The 26,402-nt window shown below is 60.2% G+C and carries 23 protein-coding genes; 17 read left to right on the forward strand and 6 right to left on the reverse strand.

Translation table 11 applies throughout. The annotated features are described in order from the left end of the window. Positions 1 to 82: 82 nt before the first annotated feature. Positions 83 to 1,015 carry a proline iminopeptidase-family hydrolase gene (locus A7D21_RS26385; protein ID WP_069553066.1) on the reverse strand — a complete coding sequence of 311 codons (933 nt, stop codon included), beginning with the start codon at positions 1,013 to 1,015 and terminating at the stop codon, positions 83 to 85. 93 nt (positions 1,016 to 1,108) lie between these two features. Then, entirely contained in the window at positions 1,109 to 1,873 is a 765-nt protein-coding gene (locus A7D21_RS26390) for a LuxR family transcriptional regulator (RefSeq protein WP_053255086.1), read from the reverse strand. Positions 1,874 to 2,056: 183 nt separating this feature from the next. On the opposite strand from A7D21_RS26390, the gene A7D21_RS26395 reads away from it, so the two are divergent. From A7D21_RS26395 to A7D21_RS26420, 6 genes are read left to right on the forward strand one after another with little or no spacing between them, the layout of a single operon-like run. Then, complete coding sequence (locus A7D21_RS26395; protein WP_069553067.1) at positions 2,057 to 2,944, forward strand: proline iminopeptidase-family hydrolase; 888 nt, start codon at positions 2,057 to 2,059, stop codon at positions 2,942 to 2,944. Positions 2,945 to 2,947: 3 nt separating this feature from the next. Continuing rightward, positions 2,948 to 3,895 (forward strand): ABC transporter permease, encoded by a 948-nt coding sequence (locus A7D21_RS26400; RefSeq protein ID WP_053255088.1) that lies wholly within the window; start codon positions 2,948 to 2,950, stop codon positions 3,893 to 3,895. Further along, positions 3,892 to 4,749 carry an ABC transporter permease gene (locus A7D21_RS26405; RefSeq protein WP_069553068.1) on the forward strand — a complete coding sequence of 286 codons (858 nt, stop codon included), beginning with the start codon at positions 3,892 to 3,894 and terminating at the stop codon, positions 4,747 to 4,749. Before A7D21_RS26400 ends, A7D21_RS26405 begins: the two co-directional genes overlap by 4 nt. After that, a complete protein-coding gene (locus A7D21_RS26410) occupies positions 4,746 to 5,702 on the forward strand; it encodes an ABC transporter ATP-binding protein (protein WP_069553069.1) in 957 nt (318 codons plus the stop codon). The genes A7D21_RS26405 and A7D21_RS26410 overlap by 4 nt, the downstream gene beginning before the upstream one ends. Continuing rightward, the gene (locus A7D21_RS26415) at positions 5,699 to 6,718 is read left to right on the forward strand and encodes an ABC transporter ATP-binding protein (protein WP_053255091.1); all 1,020 of its coding nucleotides are present in this window, start codon (positions 5,699 to 5,701) and stop codon (positions 6,716 to 6,718) included. Before A7D21_RS26410 ends, A7D21_RS26415 begins: the two co-directional genes overlap by 4 nt. Then, positions 6,700 to 8,214 (forward strand): ABC transporter substrate-binding protein, encoded by a 1,515-nt coding sequence (locus tag A7D21_RS26420; protein ID WP_053255092.1) that lies wholly within the window; start codon positions 6,700 to 6,702, stop codon positions 8,212 to 8,214. The genes A7D21_RS26415 and A7D21_RS26420 overlap by 19 nt, the downstream gene beginning before the upstream one ends. Before the next feature lie 151 nt (positions 8,215 to 8,365). Here A7D21_RS26420 and A7D21_RS26425 read toward each other — a convergent pair whose 3' ends face one another. From A7D21_RS26425 to A7D21_RS26440, 4 genes are all read right to left on the reverse strand, one after another. Continuing rightward, positions 8,366 to 9,106, reverse strand: a complete 741-nt coding sequence (locus A7D21_RS26425; RefSeq protein WP_053255093.1) for a YciK family oxidoreductase — start codon at positions 9,104 to 9,106, stop codon at positions 8,366 to 8,368. A 189-nt stretch (positions 9,107 to 9,295) separates the two neighbouring features. Continuing rightward, positions 9,296 to 9,967, reverse strand: a complete 672-nt coding sequence (gene mupP / locus A7D21_RS26430; RefSeq protein ID WP_053255094.1) for an N-acetylmuramic acid 6-phosphate phosphatase MupP — start codon at positions 9,965 to 9,967, stop codon at positions 9,296 to 9,298. Between the two features lie 4 nt (positions 9,968 to 9,971). Further along, complete coding sequence (gene ubiG, locus A7D21_RS26435) at positions 9,972 to 10,670, reverse strand: bifunctional 2-polyprenyl-6-hydroxyphenol methylase/3-demethylubiquinol 3-O-methyltransferase UbiG (RefSeq protein ID WP_003172645.1); 699 nt, start codon at positions 10,668 to 10,670, stop codon at positions 9,972 to 9,974. A gap of 63 nt (positions 10,671 to 10,733) precedes the next feature. Then, the gene (locus A7D21_RS26440; RefSeq protein ID WP_069553070.1) at positions 10,734 to 12,065 is read right to left on the reverse strand and encodes a TRZ/ATZ family hydrolase; all 1,332 of its coding nucleotides are present in this window, start codon (positions 12,063 to 12,065) and stop codon (positions 10,734 to 10,736) included. Positions 12,066 to 12,174: 109 nt separating this feature from the next. Here A7D21_RS26440 and mtnA point away from each other — a divergent pair, with 109 nt between their 5' ends. The 11 genes from mtnA to A7D21_RS26495 all read left to right on the forward strand — a co-directional run bounded on the left by mtnA (position 12,175) and on the right by A7D21_RS26495 (position 25,660). Continuing rightward, the gene (gene mtnA, locus A7D21_RS26445) at positions 12,175 to 13,245 is read left to right on the forward strand and encodes an S-methyl-5-thioribose-1-phosphate isomerase (RefSeq protein ID WP_069553071.1); all 1,071 of its coding nucleotides are present in this window, start codon (positions 12,175 to 12,177) and stop codon (positions 13,243 to 13,245) included. A 423-nt stretch (positions 13,246 to 13,668) separates the two neighbouring features. Further along, on the forward strand, positions 13,669 to 16,332 hold the full coding sequence (gene gyrA, locus A7D21_RS26450; protein WP_053255097.1) for a DNA gyrase subunit A: 2,664 nt from the start codon (positions 13,669 to 13,671) through the stop codon (positions 16,330 to 16,332). A 143-nt stretch (positions 16,333 to 16,475) separates the two neighbouring features. Then, complete coding sequence (gene serC, locus A7D21_RS26455; RefSeq protein ID WP_053255098.1) at positions 16,476 to 17,561, forward strand: 3-phosphoserine/phosphohydroxythreonine transaminase; 1,086 nt, start codon at positions 16,476 to 16,478, stop codon at positions 17,559 to 17,561. Further along, entirely contained in the window at positions 17,561 to 18,655 is a 1,095-nt protein-coding gene (pheA, locus tag A7D21_RS26460) for a prephenate dehydratase (RefSeq protein WP_003218812.1), read from the forward strand. The genes serC and pheA overlap by 1 nt, the downstream gene beginning before the upstream one ends. A 9-nt stretch (positions 18,656 to 18,664) precedes the next feature. Beyond that, positions 18,665 to 19,777 carry a histidinol-phosphate transaminase gene (hisC, locus tag A7D21_RS26465; protein WP_069553072.1) on the forward strand — a complete coding sequence of 371 codons (1,113 nt, stop codon included), beginning with the start codon at positions 18,665 to 18,667 and terminating at the stop codon, positions 19,775 to 19,777. 28 nt (positions 19,778 to 19,805) lie between these two features. Beyond that, positions 19,806 to 22,016: a bifunctional prephenate dehydrogenase/3-phosphoshikimate 1-carboxyvinyltransferase gene (locus tag A7D21_RS26470; protein WP_069553073.1), complete on the forward strand. Its 2,211-nt coding sequence runs from the start codon at positions 19,806 to 19,808 to the stop codon at positions 22,014 to 22,016. After that, on the forward strand, positions 22,013 to 22,702 hold the full coding sequence (cmk, locus tag A7D21_RS26475) for a (d)CMP kinase (protein WP_016971485.1): 690 nt from the start codon (positions 22,013 to 22,015) through the stop codon (positions 22,700 to 22,702). The genes A7D21_RS26470 and cmk overlap by 4 nt, the downstream gene beginning before the upstream one ends. A gap of 119 nt (positions 22,703 to 22,821) precedes the next feature. Further along, on the forward strand, positions 22,822 to 24,516 hold the full coding sequence (gene rpsA / locus A7D21_RS26480) for a 30S ribosomal protein S1 (protein ID WP_017136102.1): 1,695 nt from the start codon (positions 22,822 to 22,824) through the stop codon (positions 24,514 to 24,516). A gap of 160 nt (positions 24,517 to 24,676) precedes the next feature. Continuing rightward, the gene (locus A7D21_RS26485) at positions 24,677 to 24,961 is read left to right on the forward strand and encodes a hypothetical protein (RefSeq protein WP_069553074.1); all 285 of its coding nucleotides are present in this window, start codon (positions 24,677 to 24,679) and stop codon (positions 24,959 to 24,961) included. Positions 24,962 to 25,093: 132 nt separating this feature from the next. After that, positions 25,094 to 25,390 carry an integration host factor subunit beta gene (gene ihfB / locus A7D21_RS26490; RefSeq protein WP_003218804.1) on the forward strand — a complete coding sequence of 99 codons (297 nt, stop codon included), beginning with the start codon at positions 25,094 to 25,096 and terminating at the stop codon, positions 25,388 to 25,390. A gap of 24 nt (positions 25,391 to 25,414) precedes the next feature. Beyond that, the gene (locus A7D21_RS26495; protein WP_053255103.1) at positions 25,415 to 25,660 is read left to right on the forward strand and encodes a lipopolysaccharide assembly protein LapA domain-containing protein; all 246 of its coding nucleotides are present in this window, start codon (positions 25,415 to 25,417) and stop codon (positions 25,658 to 25,660) included. Positions 25,661 to 26,402 lie beyond the last annotated feature (742 nt).

Genomic DNA, 26,402 nt, shown 5'->3' on the forward strand with positions numbered 1-26,402 from the left:
GACCCAAACAACGGATATGCACTCAGCGCCCCCCGACAACCCGTAAAAAAAGATAGGTAAATACAGCTCCCACGGCAGGATCTCAACCCGCTTTGAGTGCCGGGTGCGGCACCGAGCAGGCCTCATCCAGAAACTTCACCACGGTCCCCATGCACGCCTGGCGTTCTTCCACATGGGGCATGTGGCTGGAGTCTTCAAACAGCGCCCAACGCACGTCCGCGATCTCATCCAGGAACGGTTTAACCACCAATGGCGTGGCTTCGTCGTGCCGGCCGGAGATCACCAGGGTGGGCACGTTGATCGCCGACAGCCGGCCAATCACGTTCCAGTCCTTCAAGCTGCCGATCACATGGAACTCCGTCGGGCCGCTCATGGCGTGGTACACCGTCGGGTCCGAATCCACCGCCGCGAAGGTGCGCGCCACTTCTTCCGGCCACGGGATGACGCGGCACACGTGCTGGTCATAGAAAACCCGCGAGGCGGCGAGGTATTCCGGGTCTTGGTAGGTACCGGCCTGTTCGTGTTTGAGCAGGGTTTCATGCACGCCTTCAGGCAACAGTTGGCGCAGGCGGTTGGCTTCGCTGACCCAGGTACGCATGCACGTCGGCGAGTTGGCCGGGATGAATGCGCGCAGGCCTTTGGGTTGCAGAATCGCGTGCTCGCTGCCGAGCATGCCGCCCCAGGATTGCCCGAGGATCGCGTAATTGTCGCTGATCTGCAGGTGGTCCAGCAGGTTGTTCAGCTCTGCGAGGAACAGCTCGATGGTCCAGAAAGACGCATCTTTTTCCGGTAGGTGTGTGGAGCGGCCATTGCCCAGTTGGTCGTAGTGGATAACCGCATGACCGCTGGCGGCAACGTCCTTGAACGCGTCGGCATAGTCATGGGTGCAACCAGGGCCGCCGTGGATGATCACCAACGGTGTACGGCCGGTGGTCAGGTCGCCGGTGACGCGGTACCAGGTCTGGTAGGCGCCGAAGGCCGCATAGCCTTCGCGCATCTTCTCGATGAATTCCATTTCGTACCCTGCTCTGAAAAAAAGGATCAGGGCTACGATAGTCGGCACGCAACGTTTAAGTAACTAGCAAAACAGCTAGGTTTTTCCGACGGTTCAATCTTCCAGCAAGCGGTAATGGGTGGCGCGGACCACCGCCTGGACGCGGTTTTTGGCCCCCAGTTTGTGCATTGCCGAGGCCAGGTGCAGGGTGACCACCGCCAGTGAACGGCTCAATTGCGCGGCGATTTCGGCGGCGGTCAAGCCTTCGGCGGCCCATTTCAGGCATTCGCGCTCGCGTTTGGTCAGATGAATATGCGGGTAGGTCCGTAGCTCTTTGCTGAACAACGGGTAGGCCGCTTCCTGCAAGGCATGGGTAATCAGGCTGAAATCCGCCAGGGTCTGCTGGGCATCATTCAATACCGTGCTGGCGTTGCCGGTACGCAGGCCGGTCAGTGAGGCGAAACCGCCGCGCGGCAGATGGATGGGCACGCTGACCCCGCAGGTCAGTTGGCGTTCATGCAGGTAAGTGGACACCGGCGCATGGCAGGGGTCGATGATTTTTTGCAGTGCGGTCTGGGCTTTTGCTTCATAGGACCAGACAAACGGCGACACCGTGCTCAGGGCCAGGTGTTGCACCGGGTCGATCTGGTAAAACCCTTCGCGGCACCATAACGCGTGCCAGTCCGGCGGCGTGTTGCGCAGCTCCAGCACCGACGGCGTGATCAGTGAACCGTCCTGGTCGATGGGCACTGGCGTGTAGTCGTACACCAGCGCATCGAAGCCCAATTGTTGGGCGAGGATAAACGTGTTGTCCATCTGTTCCTCCAGGCTCCTGCCTGGCATCAGACGGTTATTGAAGGCGGTTAGCTTGGCCAGCATCCGTTCTGCTCCCGAATTCATTTGAATCTCGACTTGCGGCAAGTAGAATGCCACGCCCCGGCGAAGGACTGCCAGGCCAAACCTATAAGAAATACTAGGTTATGGACGCACGGCATCCTCGGTAGTGTTGGCCACATAAACGGCCGCTGACTACCCGGCCGATCCAACACAAGGAATGTAAGCATGTGGCGTGAAATTGCCCCCGACCAGCAGTACAACGTGCAAGTCGACGGCCATAACGTCGTGGCCTACAGCTTTGGCGACGGCGATGAGGTGCTCTTGTGTCTCAATGGCGGCCCAGGCTTGCCGTGTGACTACTTGCGCGACGCCCATGGCTGGCTCAAAGACCATAACCTGCGAGTGGTTGCATTCGACCAGCTTGGCACCGGCGCATCAGCCAGACCGACTGATGTTTCCTTGTGGGAAATCAGCCGTTATGTCGAAGAAGTTGAGACCGTGCGCCGTGCACTGGGCCTCGGTCGCGTGCACTTGCTGGGGCATTCCTGGGGCGGCTGGCTGGGCATCGAATACGCCATCCATTACCCCAACGCACTGAAAAGCCTGATCCTCGAAAACACCGTCGGCGACATTCCGCACCTGTCCCAGGAGCTCGAGCGCCTGCGCGGTGCCCTCGGCAGTGAAACCGTGGCCATGATGCAGCGTCATGAAGCCATGGGCACCCTGGACCATCCGCAGTACCAGGCCGCGATTACCTTGCTCAACTACCGTCACGTCTGCCGTCTGGACGAATGGCCGGAGCCGGTCAAGCGCTCCCTCGGCGACTGGAACATGGGCCCCTACGAAGCCATGCAGGGCCCCAACGAATTCCTGTATATCGGTAACCTCAAGGATTGGAACCGCATCCCCGAAATGGCTGACTTCAAGATGCCAATACTGATCACCACGGGTCAGCATGATGAACTCACGCCGGCCTGCGCCCATCGCATGAAGCTGGCCGCCAGGCATGCCGAATTACAGGTGTTTCCGAACAGCAGCCACATGCCCTTTTATGAGGAACCCCAGGCGTACTTCCCGGTGCTGCTGGACTTCCTCGCTCGCCATCGAGGCTGACGGATGAACCTGGCGCGTTACCGTTTTGTGCTGTCCCGGCCGCTGCAATTGCTGCCGGTGTTGTTTGGCATCAGCCTGATCACCTTTGTGCTGGTGCGTTCGATCCCCGGTGACCCGGCGCGGGCCTTGCTGGGTTCACGCAGTACCCCGGATGCGTTGCTGAAAATCCGCGCCCAGTACGGCCTGGATCAACCGTTGTGGCTGCAGTATTTCTACTTCCTCAAGAACCTGCTCAAGGGTGATCTCGGCCAGTCGCTGCTGTACAAGGTTGACGCTTTGAAGCTGATTGTCACGCGGATCGAACCGACCCTGGTGCTGGTGCTCGGCAGTGTGCTGCTCGCGCTGTTGATTGCGCTGCCGCTGGCGACGGTGGCGGCGCGCAATAAAGGCGGCTGGGCAGACAACCTGATCCGCGTGTTCACCACGGTTGGCCTGGGCATGCCGGCGTTCTGGCTGGGCCTGATGTTGATTTTGTTGCTGAGCGTGAAGTGGGGCCTGTTCCCGGTGTCCGGCTACGGGCGCAGCTGGCTGGATAAGGCTCACCATATGCTGCTGCCCTGTTTGACCATCGCCCTGGCGCTGTCGGCGGTGTTGGTCCGTAACCTGCGTGCGAGCATGCTGATGGAGTTGCAGGCCGACCATGTCACCGCCGCCCGGGCACGCGGGCTGCCGGAGGCCGCCGTGTTCCGTCGCCACGTGCTGCCCAACTCCCTGGTACCGGCGGTCAACCTGCTGGCGGTGAATATCGGTTGGTTGATCAGCGGCACCGTGGTCATTGAAAGCCTGTTCGCGATTCCTGGCATCGGCCAATTGCTGGTGCGCGGCATCTTCACCCGTGACTACATGGTGGTGCAGGGCGTGGCCATGGTGCTGGCGTGTGCGACGGTGGTGGTCAACTTCGTCGCCGACGTGGTCACGGTGGCCCTCGACCCACGGGTGAACATGCAATGAGCAGCCGCCCACTGATTGCCCCGTGGCGTTTGCGCCTGCGTTTTGGTTTTCGCAACGGTCGACTGACCGCTGCGTGGGGGCTGTTGATTGTGTTGGCCTGGCTTGCCCTGGCACTGTTTGCGCCGTGGGTCGCGCCGTTTGACCCGATTGCGCAAAACACCGATATCAGCTTGTTGGCCCCCAGCATGGCCCATCCGTTCGGCACGGATAACTACGGCAGGGACATCCTTTCGAGGGTGGTCTGGGGCGCGCGCATCGACTTGCAACTGGCCATCATCGGCGTGATCTTCCCGTTCATGATCGGCACCTTCGTCGGCGCCGTCTCCGGCTACATGGGCGGTCGTTTCGACAGCGTCTGCATGCGCGTGATCGATGTGATTCTCGCGTTCCCGTTCCTGGTGCTGATGCTGGCGATCATGGCCATTCTCGGCCCGGGCTTGAAGAGCTTCTATATCGCCATGGCGCTGGTGGGCTGGGTGTCGTATGCGCGGCTGATCCGCTCACAGATCCTGGTGCTCAAGGAGAGCGACTTCGCCCTGGCCGCCAAGAGCCTGGGCTTTGGCCACGGGCGCATTCTGTTCCGGCATTTACTGCCCAACGCGATGTTTGGCTCGATTGTGTTTTCCATGTCCGACGCGGTGCTGGTGCTGCTCAACGGCGCCGCCGTGAGTTATCTGGGCCTGGGTGTGCAACCGCCGACGGCCGAGTGGGGCACGATGGTGGCCGAAGGGCAGGCGTTCATCACCACCGCCTGGTGGATTTGCACCTTCCCGGGCCTGGCCATCGTCACCCTGGCCATGGGTTTCAGCCTGTTGGCCGATGGCGTGGCGCAAGTGTTGGGGGATCGATCATGAGCCTGCTTCAAGTGCAGGACCTCAGCGTGATCGCCCATAACGCCGGGCGTGATGTCACCCTGGTTGACCGGGTGTCCTTCGAGCTGGCCGAAGGCGAAATCCTCGGCCTGGTCGGCGAGAGTGGCTCGGGCAAGACCATGGCCTGTCGCGGCCTGATGCGCCTGTTGCCGTCGGCCAATCTGCGCGTACAAGGCGGTGCCGTGCGCCTGGCCGGTCGCGATCTATTGCAACTGGATGACCCCGGCATGCGCGCCGTGCGGGGCGGGCAACTGGGCATGATCTTCCAGAACCCCAGCAGCCATCTTGACCCGCTGATGCGTATCGGCGAGCAGATCGCCGAAGGTATTCGGCTGCATCAAGGCGCGTCAAAAAAAGACGCACGCCTGCTCGCCATCGAGGTGCTGCGCCAGGTCGGGATTCCCGATCCCAAGGCGCGAGTCGACAACTACCCTCACGAGTTTTCCGGCGGCATGCGTCAGCGGGCAATGATCGCCGTGGCCCTGGGCTGCAACCCGAAAGTGCTGATTGCCGACGAGCCGACCACCGCGCTGGATGTGACCGTGCAGGCGCAAATCCTGCGCCTGTTGCTGGACCTGCGCGACCAGCGTGGCCTGTCGATGATCATGATCACCCACGACCTCGGCGTCGTGGCGCAAACCTGTGACTCGATCGCGGTGATGTATGCCGGGCGCCTCTGCGAACACGGCAGCAAGCACGAGGTGCTGGCCCATCCACAGCACCCGTACACCGCCGGCCTGATCGATTGCCAGCCCGCCCACAGCGGCGGTCACGCCTTGCTGCGCACCATTGCTGGCCAGCCGCCGTTGCTGGATGCCTTGCCCGCCGGTTGCCGGTTCAACCCGCGCTGCCCGCAGGTGGGCGCCTTGTGCACCGAGCGGCTGCCGGAAGGCGCGCGGGTGGCGTGTCACTATCCCTTGGGAGGCCGCCCATGAGCCTGTTGCAGATCAAGGACCTGGAGGTGCGCTTTGCGGCGTCCGGCAGCGGTTTGTTCGGCCTGAAAAAACAGTGGGTGAGGGCGGTGAACGGGGTGTCGCTGACCCTGGCCGCCGGTGAGACCCTGGGCCTGGTGGGCGAATCCGGCAGTGGCAAAAGCACTCTGGGCCGGGCAATTTTGCACCTCAACCCGATCAGCGCCGGGCAGGTGTTGTTCGATGGCGTCGACATGGCCCATGGCAGCGCTATCGACATCGCTCGCCTGCGCCATGAAACCGCGATGATTTTCCAGGACCCTTACGCCGCCCTGAACCCGCGCCACACCCTTGGCGAAACGCTTGCCGAAGTGCTGCGGGTGCACCGCAAAGCCGCGCCAGAGCAAATTCCCCAGCGCGTGCATGAATTGCTCGAACTGGTCGGCCTGCGCCCCGAGTTGGCCAGCCGCAAACCCGGTTCACTCAGTGGTGGCCAATGCCAGCGTGTCGGTATCGCTCGGGCGCTGGCGGTGGAGCCGCGCTTGATCATCGCCGATGAGTGCGTGGCGGCATTGGATGTGTCGATTCAGGGCCAGATCATCAACCTGTTGCTGGAACTGCAACAGCGCATGAACCTGGCGATTCTGTTTATCGCCCATGACCTGGCCATCGTGCGCCGCCTGTGCGACCGCGTGGCGGTGATGTACCTGGGCAAAATCGTTGAGGAAGGGCCGGTGGAGGCGGTGTTTACCGCACCGCGCCATCCTTACACGGCGGCGCTGATCGAGGCGATTCCCGAGATTGATCCGCGTCGGCCCTTGCCGGCAGAGCCGTTGCCGGGTGAGCCGCCGAGCCCATTGAATGTGCCCGCAGGTTGCGCCTTTCACCCGCGTTGCCGCTATGCCCGGACGATGTGTTCCGTGGTGTTGCCGCCTACTCATTTCCTGCACGAGCATCGATACAGTTGCGTGCTTGAAGCACCTTTGACCCTTTCTGCCATTCATGAACAAGGAGTTATGACATGCAATCCCGCCACTTGAAGTTGCTCGCCGCGGCTACATTGACCGCGTGGTCCCTCACTGCCGGGTTGGCACACGCCGCTGGCGTGCTGACCATCGGCTGCCGTGAAGACAGCACCACCTTCGATCCGATCAAAAGCGCGCAAAACCGCGACACCTGGGTGTTCGCCAACGTCTACGACACCCTGGTGCGCGTGGATAACCTGGGCACCAAGATGGAACCGGGCCTGGCAGAAAGCTGGGAGATCTCCAAGGATGGCCTGACCTACACCTTCAAGCTGCGTGAGGCGACGTTCTCCGATGGCTCGCCGATCACCGCCGCCGACGCCGCGTTCAGCCTGTTGCGCATCCGCGATAACAAGGCCTCGCTGTGGAGCGATCCGTTCAGCCTGATCAACACGGCCAAGGCTGCCGACCCGCAAACGCTGGTGGTCACCCTGAAAACCCCGGCCGTGGCGTTCCTCTCGCAATTGGCCTCGCCGACGGTATCGATCCTGTCGGAAAAAGCCATGACCAAAATGGGCGAAGACGCCTACTCGGAAAACCCGGTGACGTCCGGCGCGTTCACCGTCGAGGAGTGGCGCAAGGGCGATCGCGTCATCCTGAAAAAGAACCCGAACTTCTGGCAGGCCAAGAACGTCAGCCTGGATGGCGTGGAGTGGGTCTCCGTGACGGACGACAACACGCGCATGCGCATGGTGCAGAACAACGAACTCGACACGGCGATCTTCGTGCCGTTCTCCCGCGTGGAAGAACTGAAGAAAGATAAAAACGTGGTGATCCACTCCGACCCGTCCACCCGCGAAGATCACCTGCTGATCAACCACGCCCACGGTCTGCTGGCCAAGCAGCCGGTGCGCGAGGCGCTGGACATGGCCATCGACAAACAATCGCTGGTGAAGACTGCGACTTACGGTCAGGGCACCGTGGCCTATTCCTACATCCCGAAAGGCTCGCTGTTCCACTATGCCAACAACCTGCAGCGCCCGTATGACCCGACCGCCGCCAAGAAACTGCTGGAGGAGGCCGGGGCCAAGGATTTGAAGCTCAACTACGTGGTCAACGCCGGCAACGAAGCGGATGAGCAGATTGCGGTGATCATCAAGGACCAGTTGGCCAAGGTCGGCGTGACCGCCAACCTGCAGAAAGTCGACCCGACGCAAAGCTGGCAGATGCTGGTGGACGGTGAGTACGACATTTCAGTGATGTACTGGACCAACGACATTCTCGACCCGGACCAGAAAACCACGTTCGTGCTCGGCCATGACACTAACCAGAACTACATGACCCGCTACAAGAATGACAAGGTCAAGGACCTGGTGGCGGCCGCGCGGATCGAGGCCGACCCGGTCAAGCGCGAGCAGATGTATGTGGAGTTGCAGAAACTGGCGAAACAGGATGTGAACTGGATTGATCTGTACTACAGCCCGTACATCAACATCTCACGCAAGAATGTGAGTAACTTCCTGCAAAACCCGCTGGGGCGCTTTACCCTTGAGGACGTGGTGAAAAACTAAACGCCCAGATACACCGCAAACCAATGTGGGAGCTGGCTTGCCTGCGATGGCATCAACTCGGTATGTCAGATACACCGCGGGGATGCCATCGCAGGCAAGCCAGCTCCCACTTAAACCCGGTTCCACCGTTTGATTTGTGCTGTGTCAGGTTTTACTGCGCATCAAACGCCTGCCCATTGATCCCGGCACTGTCCGGGCCCATCAGGTAGAGGTAAACCGGCATGATCTCTTCCGGCGCTGGCCGCTCCATCGGGTTTTCACCGGGGTACGCCTGGGCGCGCATGCTGGTGCGGGTACCGCCCGGGTTGATGCTGTTGGAGCGTACCGAGGCCACGTCTTCGAGCTCGTCGGCCAGGGTTTGCATCAGGCCTTCAGTGGCAAACTTCGACACGCCATAAGCGCCCCAGTACGCCCGGCCCTTGCGCCCGACGCTGCTGGAGGTGAACACCACTGAGGCATCCTGGGACAGCTTGAGCAGCGGCAACAGCGTGCTGGTCAGCATGAACATCGCGTTGACGTTGACGTGCATCACGCGCATGAAATTCTCACCGGACAACTGCTCGATCGGCGTGCGTGGGCCGATGATCGAGGCGTTGTGCAGCAGGCCGTCGAGGCGGCCGAATTCTTTTTCGATCATCGCGGCCAGCTCATCGTATTGATGGGGCAGGGCGGTCTCCAGGTTGAACGGAATCACCACCGGTTGCGGTTGGCCGGCGGCTTCGATCGCGTCGTACACCTCGGCCAGGTTGGCTTCGGTCTTGCCCAGCAACAGCACAGTGGCGCCATGGGCGGCGTAGGTTTTTGCCGCCGCCGCGCCAATCCCGCGACCGGCGCCGGTTACCAGGATCACGCGGCCTTTGAGCAGTTCTGGACGTGCGGAGTAATCAAACATAAATAGCCTCGACAGAGTTCAGTAGGTTTACAAACACTGAACCAAGAACAGTACACAAATCCTAATGTGGGAGGGTGCTTGCTCCCGATTGCAGAGTGTCAGGCCCTGTATCAATCACTGACCTACCGCTATCGGGCGCCAGCCCCCTCCCACATCGGGTCTTCATAGGTCAGCAGGACCGGTGAGCAATCAGCAACTGCACAGTGCGTTATCCAGCACCTTGCGCAGTTCCAACGGGTGATCCACCACGACATCGGCGCCCCAGTTGCGTGGGTTGTCGTCCGGGTGGATGTAGCCGAACGTGACTGCGGCAGTGCGCGTGCCGGCGTCACGGCCGGACTCGATATCACGCAAGTCATCGCCCACGAACAGCACGCTGGCCGGGTCCAGGTCGAGCATCTTGCACGCCAGGATCAGCGGCTCCGGGTCCGGCTTGCTGTTCTTCACGTGGTCCGGGCAGATCAGTAGCGCGGAACGCTCGGCCAGGCCCAGTTGCTGCATGATCGGTTCGGCAAAGCGCAACGGTTTGTTGGTGACCACACCCCAGACCAGCTTGGATTTCTCGATGTCTTCCAGCAACTCGGCCATGCCGTCGAACAGTTTGCTGTGGATGGCGCAGCCCTTGAGATAGCGCTCCAGAAACTCCAGGCGCAGCGCTTCAAAACCAGGGGATTCGGGGTCCATCGAGAAGGTCACGGCAACCATCGCCCGTGCCCCGCCGGAGATTTCATCGCGGATGTGCTGGTCGTTGATCGGCGCCAGGCCGCGATCGGCGCGCATGGCCTGGCAGATCGCGATGAAGTCCGGCGCGGTGTCCAGCAAGGTACCGTCCATGTCGAAGAGAACCGCTCGCAACTTCACAGGCTTACTCCTCGCGCAGGGTCTGGATCATGTAGTTGACGTCCACGTCGCTGGCCAGCTTGTAGTGCTTGGTCAGCGGGTTGTAGGTCAGGCCGATGATGTCTTTGACGGTCAGCCCGGCCTGACGGCTCCAGGCACCCAGCTCTGACGGGCGGATGAATTTCTTGAAGTCGTGGGTGCCACGCGGCAGCAGCTTCATGATGTATTCGGCGCCGATGATCGCGAACAGGTAGGCCTTGGGGTTGCGGTTGATGGTGGAGAAGAACACCTGGCCGCCCGGCTTGACCATGCGAAAGCACGCGCGAATCACCGAAGACGGGTCCGGCACGTGCTCGAGCATTTCAAGGCAGGTGACCACGTCGAACTGCTCGGGCATTTCTTCGGCCAGGGCTTCGGCGGTGATCTGGCGGTATTCCACGCTCACGCCGGATTCCAGTTGGTGCAGCTGGGCCACGGCCAGCGGGGCTTCGCCCATGTCGATGCCCATGACGGTGGCGCCGCGCTGGGCCATCGCCTCGCTGAGAATGCCGCCGCCGCAACCGACGTCGAGCACCTTCTTGCCGGCCAGGTTAACCCGTTCGTCAATCCAGTTGACCCGCAGCGGGTTGATGTCGTGCAGGGGTTTGAACTCGCTTTCGCGGTCCCACCAGCGGTGGGCAAGGGCTTCGAATTTGGCGATTTCAGCGTGGTCGACGTTGCTCATGGTAAATCCTCTAAATCTGATAAATCGGTTTGAAGGTGTTGAAGCGTAGGTTCAAACCCTGCGTTATTCGCTGTGCCCGCTGATCCGTTGGCCCCAGGCAATGGCCGTGGCGGTCAACTGTGGCTCATCCATGCGGGTCAATTGCCGGTTGTCGAGCAACTGCTTGCCGGCGACCCAAAGGTGTTTCACACAATCGCGTCCGGTGGCATATATAAGCTGTGAGACCGGATCGTAGATCGGTTGTTGCGCCAGCCCCGAAAGATCGAAGGCCACGATATCGGCAGCCTTGCCGACCTCCAGCGAGCCGATCTCGGCCTCCAGGCCCATGGATCGCGCACCGTTGAGTGTGGCCATGCGCAGGGCGCGGTGGGCATCCAGCGCGGTGGCAGAGCCGGCAACGGCCTTGGCCAGCATCGCTGCGGTACGGGTTTCGCCCAGCAAGTCCAGGTCATTGTTGCTGGCGGCACCGTCGGTGCCGATCGCCACATTCACGCCAGCCTGCCACAGACGCTCCACCGGGCAAAAGCCGCTGGCCAGTTTCAGGTTCGATTCCGGGCAATGGATGACACTGGTGTTGCTTTCTACCAGCAAAGCCAGGTCATCCTCGCTGATTTGGGTCATGTGTACGGCCTGGAAGCGCGGGCCGAGCAGGCCGAGGCGACCCAGGCGCGCCAGTGGGCGTTCACCGGTCTGCTCGACGGCCTGCTGCACTTCGAAGGCGGTTTCGTGCACGTGCATGTGGATGGACGCGTCGAGTTCTTCGGCGATCACGCGGATTTTTTCCAGGTTTTCATCGCACACGGTGTATGGCGCGTGGGGGCCGAAGGTGATCTTGATGCGCGGGTGGTGCTTGAGGTCGCCGAACAGTTCCACGCCCTGGCGAATGGCCTCATCGGCGCTGCTGGCGCCGGGAATCGGGAAGTCGAGGATCGGAATTGCGATTTGCGCGCGCATACCGCTGTTGTGCACGCAGTCGCTGGCGACCTTGGGGTAGAAGTACATGTCGGAAAAGCAGGTGATGCCACCTTTGAGCTGCTCGGCGATGGCCAGGTCGGTGCCGTCGCGCACGAAGGCTTCATCGACCCATTTGGCCTCGGCGGGCCAGATGTGCTTTTCCAGCCAGGTCATCAGCGGCAGGTCGTCGGCCAGGCCGCGAAACAGGCTCATCGCGGCGTGGCCGTGGGCATTGATCAAGCCGGGGCTGAGCAACATGCCCGGCAGCTCGCGCACCTCGCTGGCTGTCAGCTTCAAGGCCGCAGCCCGCGGGCCGATAAAGGCAATGCGCCCATCGCGGATGCCCAGGCCATGTTCCTTGAGCACCACGCCGGCAGGTTCGACAGGTACCAGCCAGGTGGGCAGCAGCAACAGGTCGAGCGGGGCGGCAGTGGAGGTCATCGCAGGCTTCTTCTCGGGCAGCTATAAAAGAAGGGCGAAGTATACCCGAGCGTCCTGGCTGGCGGATCGCTATAATCGGCGGCTTTTGTTCATGAGTGCGGGGTAAGGGATGCGCGACCGACTGTTAGCGGCAGAGAAAGTGAAGGCCATCGAATGGCGTGATGGCGCACTGCACCTGCTCGATCAGCGTGCCTTGCCGTCCCGGGAAACCTGGGTGGTCTGCGCCACCGCGGCTGAAGTGGCTGACGCCATTCGGGCCATGGTGGTGCGCGGGGCACCTGCAATCGGCATCAGCGCCGCCTATGGTCTGGTGCTCGCCGCGCGTGAACGGATCGCCGAAGGGGCTGACTGGCAGGCGGCGTGGGAAGAAGACTACGCGTTACTGGCTGATAGTCGCCCGACGGCGTCGAACCTGTTCTGGGCCTTGAAGCGCATGCGCGATCGCCTGGACCGCGTGAAGAAATCCGCCGACCCGCTGGCCGTGCTGGAAGCCGAAGCCATCGCGATTCATGAAAGCGACCGGGAAGCCAACCTCGTCATGGCTCAATTGGGCCTTGATCGGATTCGCAAGCATCAGGGCAATGCCCAGGCGATCCTGACCCATGGCAATGCCGGCGCCTTGGCCACCGGCGGTGTCGGCACGGCCCTCGGGGTGATTCGCGCGGCCTTCCTGGAGGGCTTGGTCGAGCATGTCTACGTCAATGAAACCCGCCCCTGGCTGCAAGGTTCGCGGCTGACGGCGTGGGAGTTGGCGGCAGACGGTATTGCGGTCACGGTAAATGCTGACTCGGCCGGCGCGCATATTCTCAAGACCAAGGGCGTGACCTGGGTGATTGTCGGCGCCGACTGCATTGCCGCCAACGGTGATGTGGTCGGCAAGATCGGCACTTATCAGCTGGCCGTCTGCGCCATGCACCATGGCGTACGCTTCATGGTGGTGGCGCCAAGCTCGACACTCGATTTGATGATGGCCACTGGCGATGACGTCGCCCTGGAAGAGCGTGATCCCGGCGAGTTGCTGGATGTTATGGGGCAGCGGTTGGATGTGGCTGCCCTTAATCCTGTGTTCGACGTCACCCCGGCCGATCTGATTGATGTGATCGTGACCGAAAAAGGCATTGTCGAGCGGCCGGATACGGCGAAGTTGGCCAAGTTGATGTGCCGTAAGCGGCTGCATTAAAGGCTTTGCTGTCTGTGGCGTCGCTATCACCGGCAAGCCAGTTTCCGCCTTTGATAGGTGGGCACATCCAAAATGTGGGAGCGGGCTTGCCCGCGATTGGCCTTAAAAGTCAATAAACCCCTCGGATCTGCACCGGAAAAATAGCACCACCCTATCTCTGAGCCCCTCTCGTCGCCCTCAAGCCTGTCATCCGTCAACTTACTATGCTCCATGCGCATCTGGGGGATAGGTGCGTGGCGGCGATTGTGATAACATCCGGCGGTTTCCAGGGCTGCCCCGAGGGGTTGCCTATAACGTGCAGATCCGTGTCATAACTCGTTGATTTGTCGTAAGTCGTTGTCAGGCACTCTGCCGGCAGCGGCGAGCTTCGTTCGTCCCATAGGATGTGACGAGGTTTCACCCGAAAAAGGAATCAGGCTTCTCATGGGCGAACTGGCCAAAGAAATCCTCCCGGTCAATATCGAAGACGAGCTGAAACAGTCCTACCTCGACTACGCGATGAGCGTAATTGTCGGTCGAGCACTGCCTGATGCGCGCGATGGCTTGAAGCCCGTGCACCGGCGTGTGCTGTTCGCGATGAGCGAGCTGGGTAACGACTGGAACAAGCCGTACAAGAAATCTGCCCGTGTTGTCGGTGACGTGATCGGTAAGTATCACCCTCACGGCGACACTGCGGTGTACGACACCATCGTTCGGATGGCTCAGCCGTTTTCCCTGCGCTACCTGCTGGTAGACGGCCAGGGTAACTTCGGTTCGGTCGACGGCGACAACGCTGCGGCCATGCGATACACCGAAGTGCGCATGACCAAGCTGGCGCACGAGCTGCTGGCCGACCTGCACAAAGAAACCGTGGACTGGGTGCCGAACTACGACGGCACCGAAATGATCCCGGCGGTCATGCCGACCCGTATTCCCAACCTGCTGGTCAACGGCTCCAGCGGTATCGCCGTGGGCATGGCCACCAACATTCCGCCGCACAACCTCGGTGAAGTCATCGACGGTTGCCTGGCCCTCATCGACAACCCCGAGTTGACCGTCGATGAGCTGATGCAATACATCCCCGGCCCGGACTTCCCGACCGCCGCGATCATCAACGGTCGCGCCGGTATCATCGAAGCCTACCGTACCGGTCGCGGCCGCATCTACATGCGCGCCCGCTCGATGATCGAAGACATCGACAAGGTCGGTGGCCGTCAGCAGATCGTCATCACCGAACTCCCTTACCAGCTGAACAAGGCGCGTCTGATCGAGAAGATCGCCGAGCTGGTTAAAGAGAAGAAGCTGGAAGGCATCACCGAACTGCGCGACGAGTCCGACAAAGACGGTATGCGCGTGGTGATCGAGCTGCGTCGTGGCGAAGTGCCTGAGGTGATCCTCAACAACCTCTACGCCCAGACCCAGCTGCAAAGCGTGTTTGGCATCAACGTGGTTGCACTGATCGACGGCCGCCCGCGCATCCTGAACCTCAAGGACCTGCTGGAAGCCTTCGTGCGTCACCGCCGCGAAGTGGTGACCCGCCGTACCGTGTTCGAACTGCGCAAGGCCCGCGAGCGCGGCCACATCCTGGAAGGTCAGGCGGTTGCACTGTCGAACATCGACCCGGTTATCGCGCTGATCAAGGCTTCGCCGACGCCGTCGGAAGCGAAAGAAGCCCTGATCAAGATGCCGTGGGAATCCAGCGCCGTGGTGGCGATGGTTGAACGCGCCGGTGCCGACTCCTGCCGTCCCGAGACCCTCGACCCGCAATACGGTCTGCGCGACGGCAAGTACTTCCTGTCGCCGGAGCAGGCTCAGGCCATCCTCGAGCTGCGTCTGCACCGCCTGACTGGCCTGGAGCACGAGAAGCTGCTGGCCGAGTACCAGGAGATCCTCAACCAGATCGGCGAGCTGATCCGCATCCTCAACAGTGCCGTGCGCCTGATGGAAGTGATCCGCGAAGAGCTGGAAGTGATCCGCGCCGAATACGGCGACGTGCGCCGCACCGAAATCCTTGATGCCCGTCTCGACCTGACCCTGGGTGACATGATCCCGGAAGAAGAGCGCGTTGTGACCATTTCCCACGGTGGCTACGCCAAGACTCAGCCTTTGGCTGCGTACCAGGCCCAGCGTCGTGGCGGTAAAGGCAAATCGGCGACTGGCGTGAAGGATGAGGACTACATCGCTCACCTGCTGGTTGCCAACAGTCACACCACGCTGCTGCTGTTCTCCAGCAAGGGCAAGGTGTACTGGCTGAAAACCTATGAAATCCCGGAGGCCTCGCGTGCCGCCCGTGGTCGTCCATTGGTCAACCTGCTGCCGCTGGACAGTGATGAATACATCACCACCATGCTGCCGGTCGATGAGTACACCGAAGGTCACTTCATCTTCATGGCCACCGCCAAAGGTACTGTGAAGAAGACCCCGCTGGAATCCTTCAGCCGTCAACGCAGTGTGGGCCTGATCGCCCTGGAGCTGGACGAAGGCGACGTGTTGATTTCCGCCGCGATCACCGATGGTGAGCGTGAAGTCATGCTGTTCTCCGACGGCGGCAAAGTGACGCGCTTCAAGGAATCCGACGTTCGCGCCATGGGCCGTACCGCTCGCGGTGTGCGCGGCATGCGTCTGCCGGAAGGGCAGAAGCTGATTTCGATGCTGATCCCGGAAGAAGGCAGCCAGATCCTTACCGCTTCGGCGCGTGGTTATGGCAAGCGCACCGCCATCAGCGAGTTCCCGGAGTACAAGCGTGGCGGCCAGGGCGTAATCGCCATGGTCAGCAACGATCGCAACGGCCGTCTGGTCGGCGCGGTCCAGGTGCTCGACGGCGAGGAAATCATGCTGATTTCCGACCAGGGTACTTTGGTGCGTACACGTGTGGCTGAAGTGTCGAGCCTGGGCCGTAACACCCAGGGCGTGACGCTGATCAAGCTGGCCAGCGACGAAACCCTGGTCGGCCTGGAGCGTGTCCAGGAGCCATCGGAAGTCGAAGGCGAAGAGCTGGAAGGCGAGGAAGGTGCGGTATTCGATGGCGAGGTGATCGCAGCAGGCGATGACAACGTCGACGAGCCAACCCTCGATGCTGCCGCAGACGAAGAAGAACCGCAGGAATAAGCGGACACACAGGGGGCGGATGAAGATTCGCCCCCTTGTTGTTTGTCCGTATGGAAATATCGACAGCCATGGAGATCCAGTGTGGGATCGGGTGTCGGCTGATATGTTTGCGTGACTACCACCAGATCAGAGTGAGATTGGATGTGAGCAAGAGAGCCTATAACTTCTGTGCCGGTCCCGCGGCGCTTCCTGAAGCAGTCCTGCAGCGCGCGCAGGGTGAACTCCTCGACTGGCATGGAAAAGGCCTCTCCGTGATGGAAATGAGCCATCGCAGCGATGAGTTCGTGTCCATTGCCACCAAGGCCGAGCAGGATCTGCGCGACTTGCTGGACATCCCCTCCAATTACAAAGTGCTGTTCCTGCAAGGCGGCGCCAGCCAGCAGTTCGCGCAAATCCCGCTGAACCTGTTGCCCGAACAAGGCACTGCCGACTATATCGACACCGGCATTTGGGGCCAGAAGGCGATTGAAGAAGCGTCGCGCTACGGCCACGTCAACGTGGCGGGCACTGCCAAGCCTTACGACTACTTCGCCATTCCCGGTCAGAACGAGTGGAAGTTGTCCAAGAACGCCGCCTACGTTCACTACGTCGCCAACGAAACCATTGGCGGCCTGGAGTTCGACTGGGTGCCGGAAGTGGGCGACGTGCCGTTGGTGTGTGACATGTCTTCGGACATTCTGTCGCGCCCGATCGATGTGTCCAAGTACGGCATGATCTACGCCGGTGCGCAGAAGAACATCGGCCCGAGCGGTATTCTGGTCAACATCATCCGCGAAGACCTGCTGGGGCGTGCGCGTTCGGTGTGCCCGACCATGCTCAACTACAAGGTCGCGGCCGATAACGGTTCGATGTACAACACCCCGCCGGCCTTTGCATGGTATCTCTCGGGCCTGGTGTTCGAGTGGCTGAAAGAGCAGGGCGGCGTGGCGGCCATGGGTAAGCTTAACGAAGAGAAGCAGCGCACGCTGTATGACTTCATCGACGCCAGCGGCCTCTACAGCAACCCGATCAACCTCACCGACCGCTCGTGGATGAACGTGCCGTTCCGCCTGGCTGACGACCGTCTGGACAAGCCCTTCCTGGCCGGTGCCGACGAGCGCGGCTTGCTGAACCTCAAGGGCCACCGCTCGGTAGGTGGCATGCGCGCCTCCATCTACAACGCTGTCGATATCAACGCCATCAAGGCGCTGATTTCCTACATGGCAGAGTTCGAAAAGGAACACGGCTAATGTCTGAGCAAGAACTCAAGGCCCTGCGCGTACGCATTGACAGCCTGGACGAGAAAGTCCTGGAGCTGATCAGTGAGCGCGCGCGGTGCGCCCAGGAAGTAGCACGGGTAAAAATGGCCTCACTGGCTGAAGGCGAAGTGCCGGTGTTCTACCGGCCTGAGCGCGAAGCCCAGGTGCTCAAGCGCGTGATGGAGCGCAACAAGGGCCCGTTGGGCAACGAGGAGATGGCGCGGTTGTTCCGTGAAATCATGTCGTCATGCCTGGCGCTGGAGCAGCCGCTGAAAGTGGCGTATCTCGGCCCTGAAGGCACCTTCACCCAGGCGGCGGCCATGAAGCACTTCGGCCACGCCGTGATCAGCAAGCCGATGGCGGCGATCGACGAAGTGTTCCGTGAAGTGGCGGCCGGTGCGGTGAATTTTGGCGTGGTGCCGGTGGAAAACTCCACCGAAGGCGCCGTCAACCACACGTTGGACAGCTTCCTTGAGCACGACATGGTGATCTGCGGCGAAGTCGAGCTGCGCATCCACCACCACTTGTTGGTGGGCGAGAACACCAAGACCGACAGCATCAGCCGCATCTATTCCCACGCGCAATCGTTGGCTCAATGCCGCAAGTGGCTGGACGCGCATTACCCGAATGTCGAGCGCGTGGCGGTGTCCAGCAACGCCGAAGCGGCCAAGCGGGTCAAGGGTGAGTGGAATTCGGCGGCGATTGCCGGCGACATGGCCGCTGGCCTGTATGGCCTGACGCGCCTGGCCGAGAAAATCGAGGATCGCCCGGACAACTCCACGCGCTTCCTGATGATCGGCAGCCAGGAAGTGCCGCCGACGGGCGATGACAAGACTTCAATCATCGTCTCCATGAGCAACAAGCCCGGCGCGCTGCATGAGCTGCTGGTGCCGTTCCACGATAACGGGATTGACCTGACGCGAATCGAGACACGTCCTTCGCGCAGCGGTAAATGGACGTATGTGTTCTTTATCGACTTCGTCGGCCATCACCGCGACCCACTGGTTAAAGGTGTGCTGGAGAAAATCAGTCAGGAAGCCGTGGCACTCAAGGTGCTGGGCTCTTACCCGAAAGCGGTTTTGTGAGGCTTTAACATGAGTGGCAACTTCCTCGCCCTGGCTCAGCCGGGCGTGCAACAACTGTCGCCCTACGTTCCGGGCAAGCCTGTGGACGAGCTGGCGCGTGAGTTGAACCTGGACCCGTCCAGGATCGTAAAGCTGGCCAGTAACGAAAACCCGTTGGGCCCGAGCCCCAAAGTGTTGGCGGCGATTCGTGACGAGTTGGCTGAGCTTACGCGCTATCCGGACGGTAACGGTTTTGCCCTCAAGTCGCTGCTCGCGCAAACCTGCCGGGTCGAGCTGAACCAGGTGACGTTGGGTAACGGTTCCAACGATATTCTAGAGTTGGTGGGGCGTGCCTACCTGGCGCCTGGCCTGAATGCGGTGTTCAGCGAGCACGCGTTTGCGGTGTACCCGATCGTGACTCAGGCGGTCGGTGCCGACGCGCGTGTTATTCCTGCCAAGGACTGGGGGCATGACCTGCCGGCCATGCTGGCGGCCATTGACGCGCAAACCCGCGTGGTGTTTATCGCCAACCCGAACAACCCGACCGGTACCTGGTTTGACGCTCAGGCGCTGAACGACTTCCTGCAGGATGTGCCGGAGCATGTGCTGGTCGTGCTGGACGAGGCCTACATCGAGTACGCCGAAGGCAGCGACCTGCCGGATGGCCTGGATTTCCTTGCGGCTTACCCCAACCTGCTGGTCTCGCGTACCTTCTCCAAGGCCTATGGCCTGGCGTCGCTGCGGGTCGGTTACGGCTTGTCCACCGCGGTGGTCGCCGATGTGCTGAACCGCGTGCGCCAGCCGTTCAACGTCAACAGCCTTGCCCTGGCGGCGGCCTGTGCGGCGGTGAAGGATGCCGAGTACCTGGAAGAAAGTCGTCGCATCAATGAAAGCGGCATGCTGCAACTGCAGGAAGGTTTCCGTGAGTTGGGGCTGGGCTGGATCCCTTCCAAGGGCAACTTCATTTGCGTCGACCTTGGCCAGGTGGCTGCGCCGGTGTTTCAGGGCCTGTTGCGCGAAGGCGTGATCGTGCGCCCGGTGGCCAACTACGGCATGCCGAACCACCTGCGTATCACCATTGGCTTGCCGGCAGAAAATACGCGCTTCCTGGAGGCGTTGGCCAAGGTTCTGGCCCGTGGTTGATGTCACTGCATTGCAACCTGTTGTGCCTATGATCGGTCGCCTGGTGGTGGTCGGTCTGGGGTTGATCGGCGGCTCCTTCGCCAAAGGCCTGCGTGAAAGCGGCTTGTGTGGCGAAGTGGTCGGTGTTGACCTGGACCCGCAATCGCGCAAGCTGGCGGTTGAGCTGGGCGTGGTGGATCGCTGTGAGGCGGACCTGGCGGTCGCTTGCCAGGGCGCCGATGTGATCCAGCTCGCCGTGCCAATTCTGGCGATGGAGAAGTTGCTGGCCTTGCTGGCCGCTATGGACTTGGGGCAGGCGATCCTGACGGATGTCGGCAGCGCCAAGGGCAATGTGGTGCGCGCCGCGCAACGGGCCTTTGGCGGCATGCCTGCACGCTTTGTACCGGGCCATCCGATTGCCGGCTCCGAGCAGAGCGGGGTGGAAGCCTCCAATGCGCAGCTGTTCCGTCGCCATAAGGTGATCCTGACGCCGCTTGAGCAAACCGATCCGGTAGCGCTGGCGGTGGTGGACCGTCTTTGGCGCGAGCTGGGCGCGGATGTCGAGCATATGCAGGTCGAGCGCCACGACGAAGTGCTGGCGGCGACCAGCCACTTGCCGCATTTGCTGGCGTTTGGTCTGGTGGATTCCCTGGCCAAACGTAACGAGAACCTCGATATTTTCCGCTACGCCGCCGGTGGCTTCCGTGATTTCACGCGGATTGCCGGCAGCGACCCGGTGATGTGGCACGACATCTTCCTCGCCAATCGCGAAGCGGTGTTGCGCACCCTGGACACCTTCCGCAGTGACCTTGACGCCTTGCGCGACGCGGTCGATGCCGGGGATGGCCATCAATTGTTGGGCGTATTCACCCGTGCGCGGGTGGCACGTGAGCATTTCAGCAAAATCCTGGCTCGCCGGGCTTATATGGAAACTGCAGTGAACGCCGATGAGCTGAACTTCCTCGCCAACCCGGGTGGCCGCTTGAGCGGGCAAATCCGGGTGCCGGGCGACAAGTCGATCTCGCATCGCTCGATCATGCTCGGTTCGTTGGCCGATGGCGTGACCGAGATCGAAGGTTTCCTCGAAGGTGAAGATGCGCTGGCGACGTTGCAGGCTTTTCGCGACATGGGTGTTGTGATTGAAGGGCCGCACCATGGGCGCGTGACCATTCATGGGGTAGGCCTGCATGGCTTGAAGCCGGCGCCGGGGCCGATCTACCTGGGTAACTCGGGCACGTCGATGCGCCTGTTGTCCGGCTTGCTGGCGGCGCAACGCTTCGACAGTGTGCTGACGGGTGACGCTTCGCTGTCCAAGCGCCCGATGAGCCGCGTGGCTGAGCCGTTGCGGGAGATGGGGGCGGTGATCGAGACCGGCCCGCAGGGGCGCCCGCCGTTGACTATCCGCGGTGGTCAGGCCTTGAAGGGGGTTACTTATGCGCTGCCGATGGCCAGTGCTCAGGTCAAATCCTGTCTATTGCTGGCTGGGTTGTATGCCGCGGGTAAAACCTCGGTGATCGAGCCTGCGCCGACCCGTGACCACACCGAGCGAATGCTGCGTGGGTTTGGCTGCCCGGTGGTGGTGGAAGGGGCGATGGCATCGGTGGAATCCGGGCATGCGCTGACCGCTACACATATAGAGGTGCCGGGGGATATTTCCTCTTCGGCGTTCTTCCTGGTGGCAGCGTCGATTGCCGAAGGCTCCGAGTTGCTCCTGGAACATGTTGGTATCAACCCGACGCGTACCGGGGTGATCGATATTCTGCGGTTGATGGGCGCGGACATCACCCTGGAAAACCTGCGGGAAGTTGGCGGTGAGCCGGTGGCTGACTTGCGGGTGCGTGCCGCTGCACTAAAAGGGATCGAAATTCCCGAAGCGTTGGTGCCGTTGGCTATCGATGAGTTCCCGGTGTTGTTTGTTGCGGCCGCCTGTGCCGAGGGCCGCACGGTATTGCGCGGTGCTCAAGAGCTGCGAGTCAAAGAGTCCGACCGTATCCAGGTCATGGCCGACGGTCTCCTGGCATTGGGCGTGAAGTGTGAACCGACACCTGATGGGATTATCATTGATGGTGGCCTGATGGGCGGCGGTGAAGTGCTTGCCCATGGCGATCACCGGATTGCCATGGCATTCAGCGTGGCTTCCCTGCGGGCGACGGCGCCGATTCGTATCCGTGACTGCGCCAACGTAGCTACATCTTTTCCGAATTTTCTTACACTGTGTGCCCAAGTCGGCATCCGTGTTGCCCAAGAGGCTCAATTGTGAATATCAAAGCACCGGTGATTACCATCGACGGGCCAAGTGGCTCGGGCAAAGGCACGATCGCCGGCATCCTGGCCAAGCGCCTGGGCTGGTGCCTGCTGGATTCCGGCGCGCTTTACCGCCTGCTGGCATTTGCCGCACGCAACCATGGCGTCGACCTGACCAACGAAGAATCCTTGAAGTTGCTGGCGGCGCACCTTGATGTGCAGTTCGTCGGCGCGACGGAAGGTCATCCCCAGCGCATTATCCTGGAAGGGGACGATGTGACGGATGATCTGCGTAATGAACAAGTGGGCTCCTGGGCGTCCCAGGTTGCCGCGCTGCCGGCCGTGCGTGACGCTTTGCTGCAGCGCCAGCGGGCTTTTCAGGAGCCGCCCGGCCTGGTGGCCGATGGCCGCGATATGGGCACCGTGGTGTTTCCGGATGCGCCGCTGAAGATTTTCCTGACCGCCAGCGCCGAGGAGCGGGCGCGTCGCCGCTACTTGCAGTTGAAGGGCAAAGTCGATGGTGTTAGTCTGTCGAGTCTGCTAGATGAGATCCGTGCACGCGATGAGCGTGATACCCAGCGTGCGGTAGCCCCGCTCAAGCCGGCGGCTGACGCCATACAGCTGGATTCCACGGAGTTGTCCATCGAGCAGGTGCTGGAACGCATCTTGAGTGAAATCGCCATTCGCGATATCGCCGGGTGACCAAGAAGGCTGCAGGGGACCAGTCATAGTCCTGCGGTGCTTCTTCTAATTGAAACTAACCCACACCGTCTGGGGTGTGGAGATGGGCGTATTCTTCGCCCTTATCAACAGGAATTAAAATGAGCGAAAGCTTTGCGGAACTCTTTGAAGAAAGCCTAAAAACCCTGAACCTTCAGGCAGGCTCCATCATCACCGGTGTTATCGTTGATATCGATTACCAAGCTCGCTGGGTAACCGTTCACGCTGGTCTGAAGTCTGAAGCTCTGATCCCGCTGGAACAGTTCTACAACGATGCTGGCGACCTGACTATCAATGTCGGTGACGAAGTTCACGTTGCTCTGGACTCGGTTGAAGACGGTTTCGGTGAAACCAAGCTGTCCCGTGAAAAAGCCAAGCGCGCTGAATGCTGGATTGTTCTCGAAGCAGCCTTCGCAGCTGAAGAAGTGGTCAAGGGCGTTATCAACGGTAAGGTTAAAGGCGGCTTCACTGTCGACGTTAACGGCATCCGTGCGTTCCTGCCAGGTTCTTTGGTCGACGTTCGTCCAGTGCGCGACACCACGCACCTGGAAGGCAAAGAACTCGAATTCAAGGTCATCAAACTCGACCAGAAGCGCAACAACGTTGTCGTTTCCCGTCGCAGCGTCCTGGAAGCAGAGAACTCCGCCGAGCGTGAAGCTCTGCTGGAATCCCTGCAGGAAGGCCAACAAGTCAAAGGTATCGTCAAGAACCTCACCGATTACGGCGCATTCGTCGATCTGGGTGGCGTCGATGGCCTGCTGCACATTACCGACATGGCTTGGAAGCGTATCAAGCATCCTTCCGAAATCGTCAACGTTGGCGACGAGATCGATGTCAAGGTTCTGAAGTACGATCGTGAGCGCAACCGCGTTTCTCTGGGCTTGAAGCAGCTGGGCGAAGATCCATGGGTTGCTATCAAAGCACGTTACCCAGAAAGCACTCGCGTAACCGCGCGTGTTACCAACCTGACCGACTACGGCTGCTTCGCTGAGCTGGAAGAAGGCGTGGAAGGCCTGGTACACGTTTCCGAAATGGACTGGACCAACAAAAACATCCACCCTTCGAAAGTCGTACAAGTCGGCGACGAAGTGGAAGTTATGGTTCTGGACATCGACGAAGAGCGTCGTCGTATCTCCCTGGGCATCAAGCAGTGCAAATCTAACCCATGGGAAGATTTCTCTGGCCAGTTCAACAAGGGCGATAAAATCTCCGGCACCATCAAGTCGATCACCGATTTCGGTATCTTCATTGGTCTGGACGGCGGCATCGACGGCCTGGTTCACCTGTCCGACATCTCCTGGAACGAAGTTGGCGAAGAAGCTGTTCGTCGTTTCAAGAAGGGCGACGAGCTGGACACCGTTATCCTGTCGGTTGACCCAGAGCGCGAGCGCATCTCCCTGGGTATCAAGCAACTGGAAAGCGATCCGTTCTCCGAGTACGTTCAAGAGAACGACAAAGGCGCAATCGTTAAAGGCACTGTGAAAGAAGTTGACGCCAAAGGCGCCATCATCGTTCTGGCCGACGATATCGAAGCGACTCTGAAAGCCTCCGAAATCAGCCGTGACCGCGTTGAAGACGCGCGCAACGTTCTGAAAGAAGGCCAGGAAGTAGAAGCCAAGATCATCAGCGTTGACCGCAAGAGCCGCGTGATCCAACTCTCCATCAAGTCGAAAGACGAGATCGAAGAGAAAGAAGCAATCCAGAGCCTGCGCGACAAGCCAGCGACCTCTGACATCGCTTCGGGTCCGACCACTCTGGGCGACCTGCTGCGTGCACAAATGGAAAAACAGAACTAAGTTCTGTCCGACCATTAAAAAGGGCGACTTCGGTCGCCCTTTTTTGTGCCTGAAATTCGTTGAATCAACAAATGAGAACCAAGCTGCGCAGCCGGGTGTCAGAACTGACTATAGTTCTTCATAAAAGCGCTGCAGCGTTGTTGATTCAATAAGGATTTAAATGAACAGGCTTATCATTTTGCTCGCGGTCGTAATACTTGCTGGCTGCTCTGCCACCAGTGCCAAAACACACGCCAAGCGCGGCGTTAGTGGCATTGAGATCGACTGCTCGGGCCTTGGCAGTAACTGGGATAAGTGCGAGAAACGCGCGGCTCGGGAATGCAAGATGCAGGGCTACAAGGTCGTCACCCGATCCAGTGATGCCAAGGATGAAGAGGGCGACTACCTGTTCGGCTGGAACCCCGCCGGCGCTGTTACTCGCACCATGTTGGTGATCTGCAAATGAGGCTGCCAAGCGTGGGTTGCGGGTGTCTGGCTATGCTGCAGATAAGTTGCTGGGTGGGCTGTTCAAATTCATCGAGTCATGCTAAAACCTTCGAAGCGCTTTTCCTAGCTGCTTGAAAAAGAAGGGAAAAATATGACGAAGTCGGAGTTGATCGAACGAATTGTCACCCATCAAGGGCTGCTTTCATCCAAGGATGTGGAGCTGGCTATCAAGACTATGCTCGAACAGATGTCCCAATGTCTGGCCACCGGAGACCGAATTGAGATCCGTGGGTTTGGCAGCTTCTCCTTGCACTATCGCGCACCGCGTGTAGGTCGTAACCCGAAGACCGGGCAATCCGTCAGCCTCGACGGTAAGTTTGTGCCTCACTTCAAGCCGGGCAAGGAGCTGCGTGATCGAGTGAACGAAGACGAAGAAGAAGGCGTCTGAGTCTTTTTGAAGTAGGAGAAAGTTATGCGTGGGGTTAAGCGCGCTGTCCTGGTGCTGGTGGCATTGGTTATTGCACTGGTGGTTTTAGGCTTTGTGTTGGAAAACCAACAAAGCGTCTCCCTTTCGTTTTTCGGTTGGGGCACTGCGCAGATGCCCGTAGCGGTATTTGTCGTGGCGGCGCTGATCATTGGCATGCTGATTGGTCCACTGCTCGGCGTTGGGATTTCGCGTAGCCGGCGGCAGAAATCGAGCACAACGGGACGCATCTAGTCGGGCACATTTGCGAGGGTGTCTTGATGAGTGCCGAGCCTGCTGGCTCTATGGAGTGGCAAGCCAGTCTTCTGGTGTTTTCGCCATTCCGATCGTCCTCGCTTGCAGCGACCTGCTCTTGAATGCGTATAAGTTGTGCCGCGCAAATTTGTTATAGATATCGTTTCCAGGACTCTCCAGCCATACCTGGCGCTATTCGAGCTCTGCTCCCTCCGTCTCTCCCGCCTCTGCACGCTGCCCTCATAGCGGCTCAATCAAAGAAATCCGTTGATTCCTTAGCGCAAATCGTCGCCGTGTTGCTCGGTGTTTAAAGCGATTTCAATATGTAAAACAAGTCACGTGTTGCACTGCCCAGCGACAAGTGGGCTTTAGCAATGCGCTATTACTTAATCAAGTATCGCTCAAGTTGCCGCCTGATAAAGCTTAAATAGTTGTGCTCATCTATCGTGTCTGGCGCTATCGAGCATGCGTTTTGATCGAGCCATTATCGATAATAAGTTTGTGAGCTATGCAACTAATTTTAAGCGCAGGAGATTGCTGAGTTACTTGCCGTATATGGCAGATCAGAATCATTGCGATAACCCATGAGCGCGTAAAAGCGCTTTGATCGTTCAGTTTTGTTGAATTGGAGAGTGAGCGCTGTATCATCTAGGGCCCCCGCATGTCCTTGATAGCACGGCGTAGCTGCCGACATCCGCGGGTTTCTTTTTTGTAGTAGTCGCCTAGGCGAAAACGAATCAAC

Source organism: Pseudomonas sp. AP19 (assembly GCF_001728855.1).
Taxonomy (GTDB): domain Bacteria; phylum Pseudomonadota; class Gammaproteobacteria; order Pseudomonadales; family Pseudomonadaceae; genus Aquipseudomonas; species Aquipseudomonas fluorescens.

Bases quoted from the DNA above. Each gene is read 5' to 3' on its own strand.
- A7D21_RS26385 (WP_069553066.1), bottom strand. From the start codon at position 1,015: ATGGAATTCATCGAGAAGATGCGCGAAGGCTATGCGGCCTTCGGCGCC.
- A7D21_RS26390 (WP_053255086.1), bottom strand. From the start codon at position 1,873: ATGCTGGCCAAGCTAACCGCCTTCAATAACCGTCTGATGCCAGGCAGG.
- A7D21_RS26395 (WP_069553067.1), top strand. From the start codon at position 2,057: ATGTGGCGTGAAATTGCCCCCGACCAGCAGTACAACGTGCAAGTCGAC.
- A7D21_RS26400 (WP_053255088.1), top strand. From the start codon at position 2,948: ATGAACCTGGCGCGTTACCGTTTTGTGCTGTCCCGGCCGCTGCAATTG.
- A7D21_RS26405 (WP_069553068.1), top strand. From the start codon at position 3,892: ATGAGCAGCCGCCCACTGATTGCCCCGTGGCGTTTGCGCCTGCGTTTT.
- A7D21_RS26410 (WP_069553069.1), top strand. From the start codon at position 4,746: ATGAGCCTGCTTCAAGTGCAGGACCTCAGCGTGATCGCCCATAACGCC.
- A7D21_RS26415 (WP_053255091.1), top strand. From the start codon at position 5,699: ATGAGCCTGTTGCAGATCAAGGACCTGGAGGTGCGCTTTGCGGCGTCC.
- A7D21_RS26420 (WP_053255092.1), top strand. From the start codon at position 6,700: ATGCAATCCCGCCACTTGAAGTTGCTCGCCGCGGCTACATTGACCGCG.
- A7D21_RS26425 (WP_053255093.1), bottom strand. From the start codon at position 9,106: ATGTTTGATTACTCCGCACGTCCAGAACTGCTCAAAGGCCGCGTGATC.
- ubiG (WP_003172645.1), bottom strand. From the start codon at position 10,670: ATGAGCAACGTCGACCACGCTGAAATCGCCAAATTCGAAGCCCTTGCC.
- A7D21_RS26440 (WP_069553070.1), bottom strand. From the start codon at position 12,065: ATGACCTCCACTGCCGCCCCGCTCGACCTGTTGCTGCTGCCCACCTGG.
- mtnA (WP_069553071.1), top strand. From the start codon at position 12,175: ATGCGCGACCGACTGTTAGCGGCAGAGAAAGTGAAGGCCATCGAATGG.
- gyrA (WP_053255097.1), top strand. From the start codon at position 13,669: ATGGGCGAACTGGCCAAAGAAATCCTCCCGGTCAATATCGAAGACGAG.
- pheA (WP_003218812.1), top strand. From the start codon at position 17,561: ATGTCTGAGCAAGAACTCAAGGCCCTGCGCGTACGCATTGACAGCCTG.
- hisC (WP_069553072.1), top strand. From the start codon at position 18,665: ATGAGTGGCAACTTCCTCGCCCTGGCTCAGCCGGGCGTGCAACAACTG.
- A7D21_RS26470 (WP_069553073.1), top strand. From the start codon at position 19,806: ATGATCGGTCGCCTGGTGGTGGTCGGTCTGGGGTTGATCGGCGGCTCC.
- rpsA (WP_017136102.1), top strand. From the start codon at position 22,822: ATGAGCGAAAGCTTTGCGGAACTCTTTGAAGAAAGCCTAAAAACCCTG.
- A7D21_RS26485 (WP_069553074.1), top strand. From the start codon at position 24,677: ATGAACAGGCTTATCATTTTGCTCGCGGTCGTAATACTTGCTGGCTGC.
- ihfB (WP_003218804.1), top strand. From the start codon at position 25,094: ATGACGAAGTCGGAGTTGATCGAACGAATTGTCACCCATCAAGGGCTG.
- A7D21_RS26495 (WP_053255103.1), top strand. From the start codon at position 25,415: ATGCGTGGGGTTAAGCGCGCTGTCCTGGTGCTGGTGGCATTGGTTATT.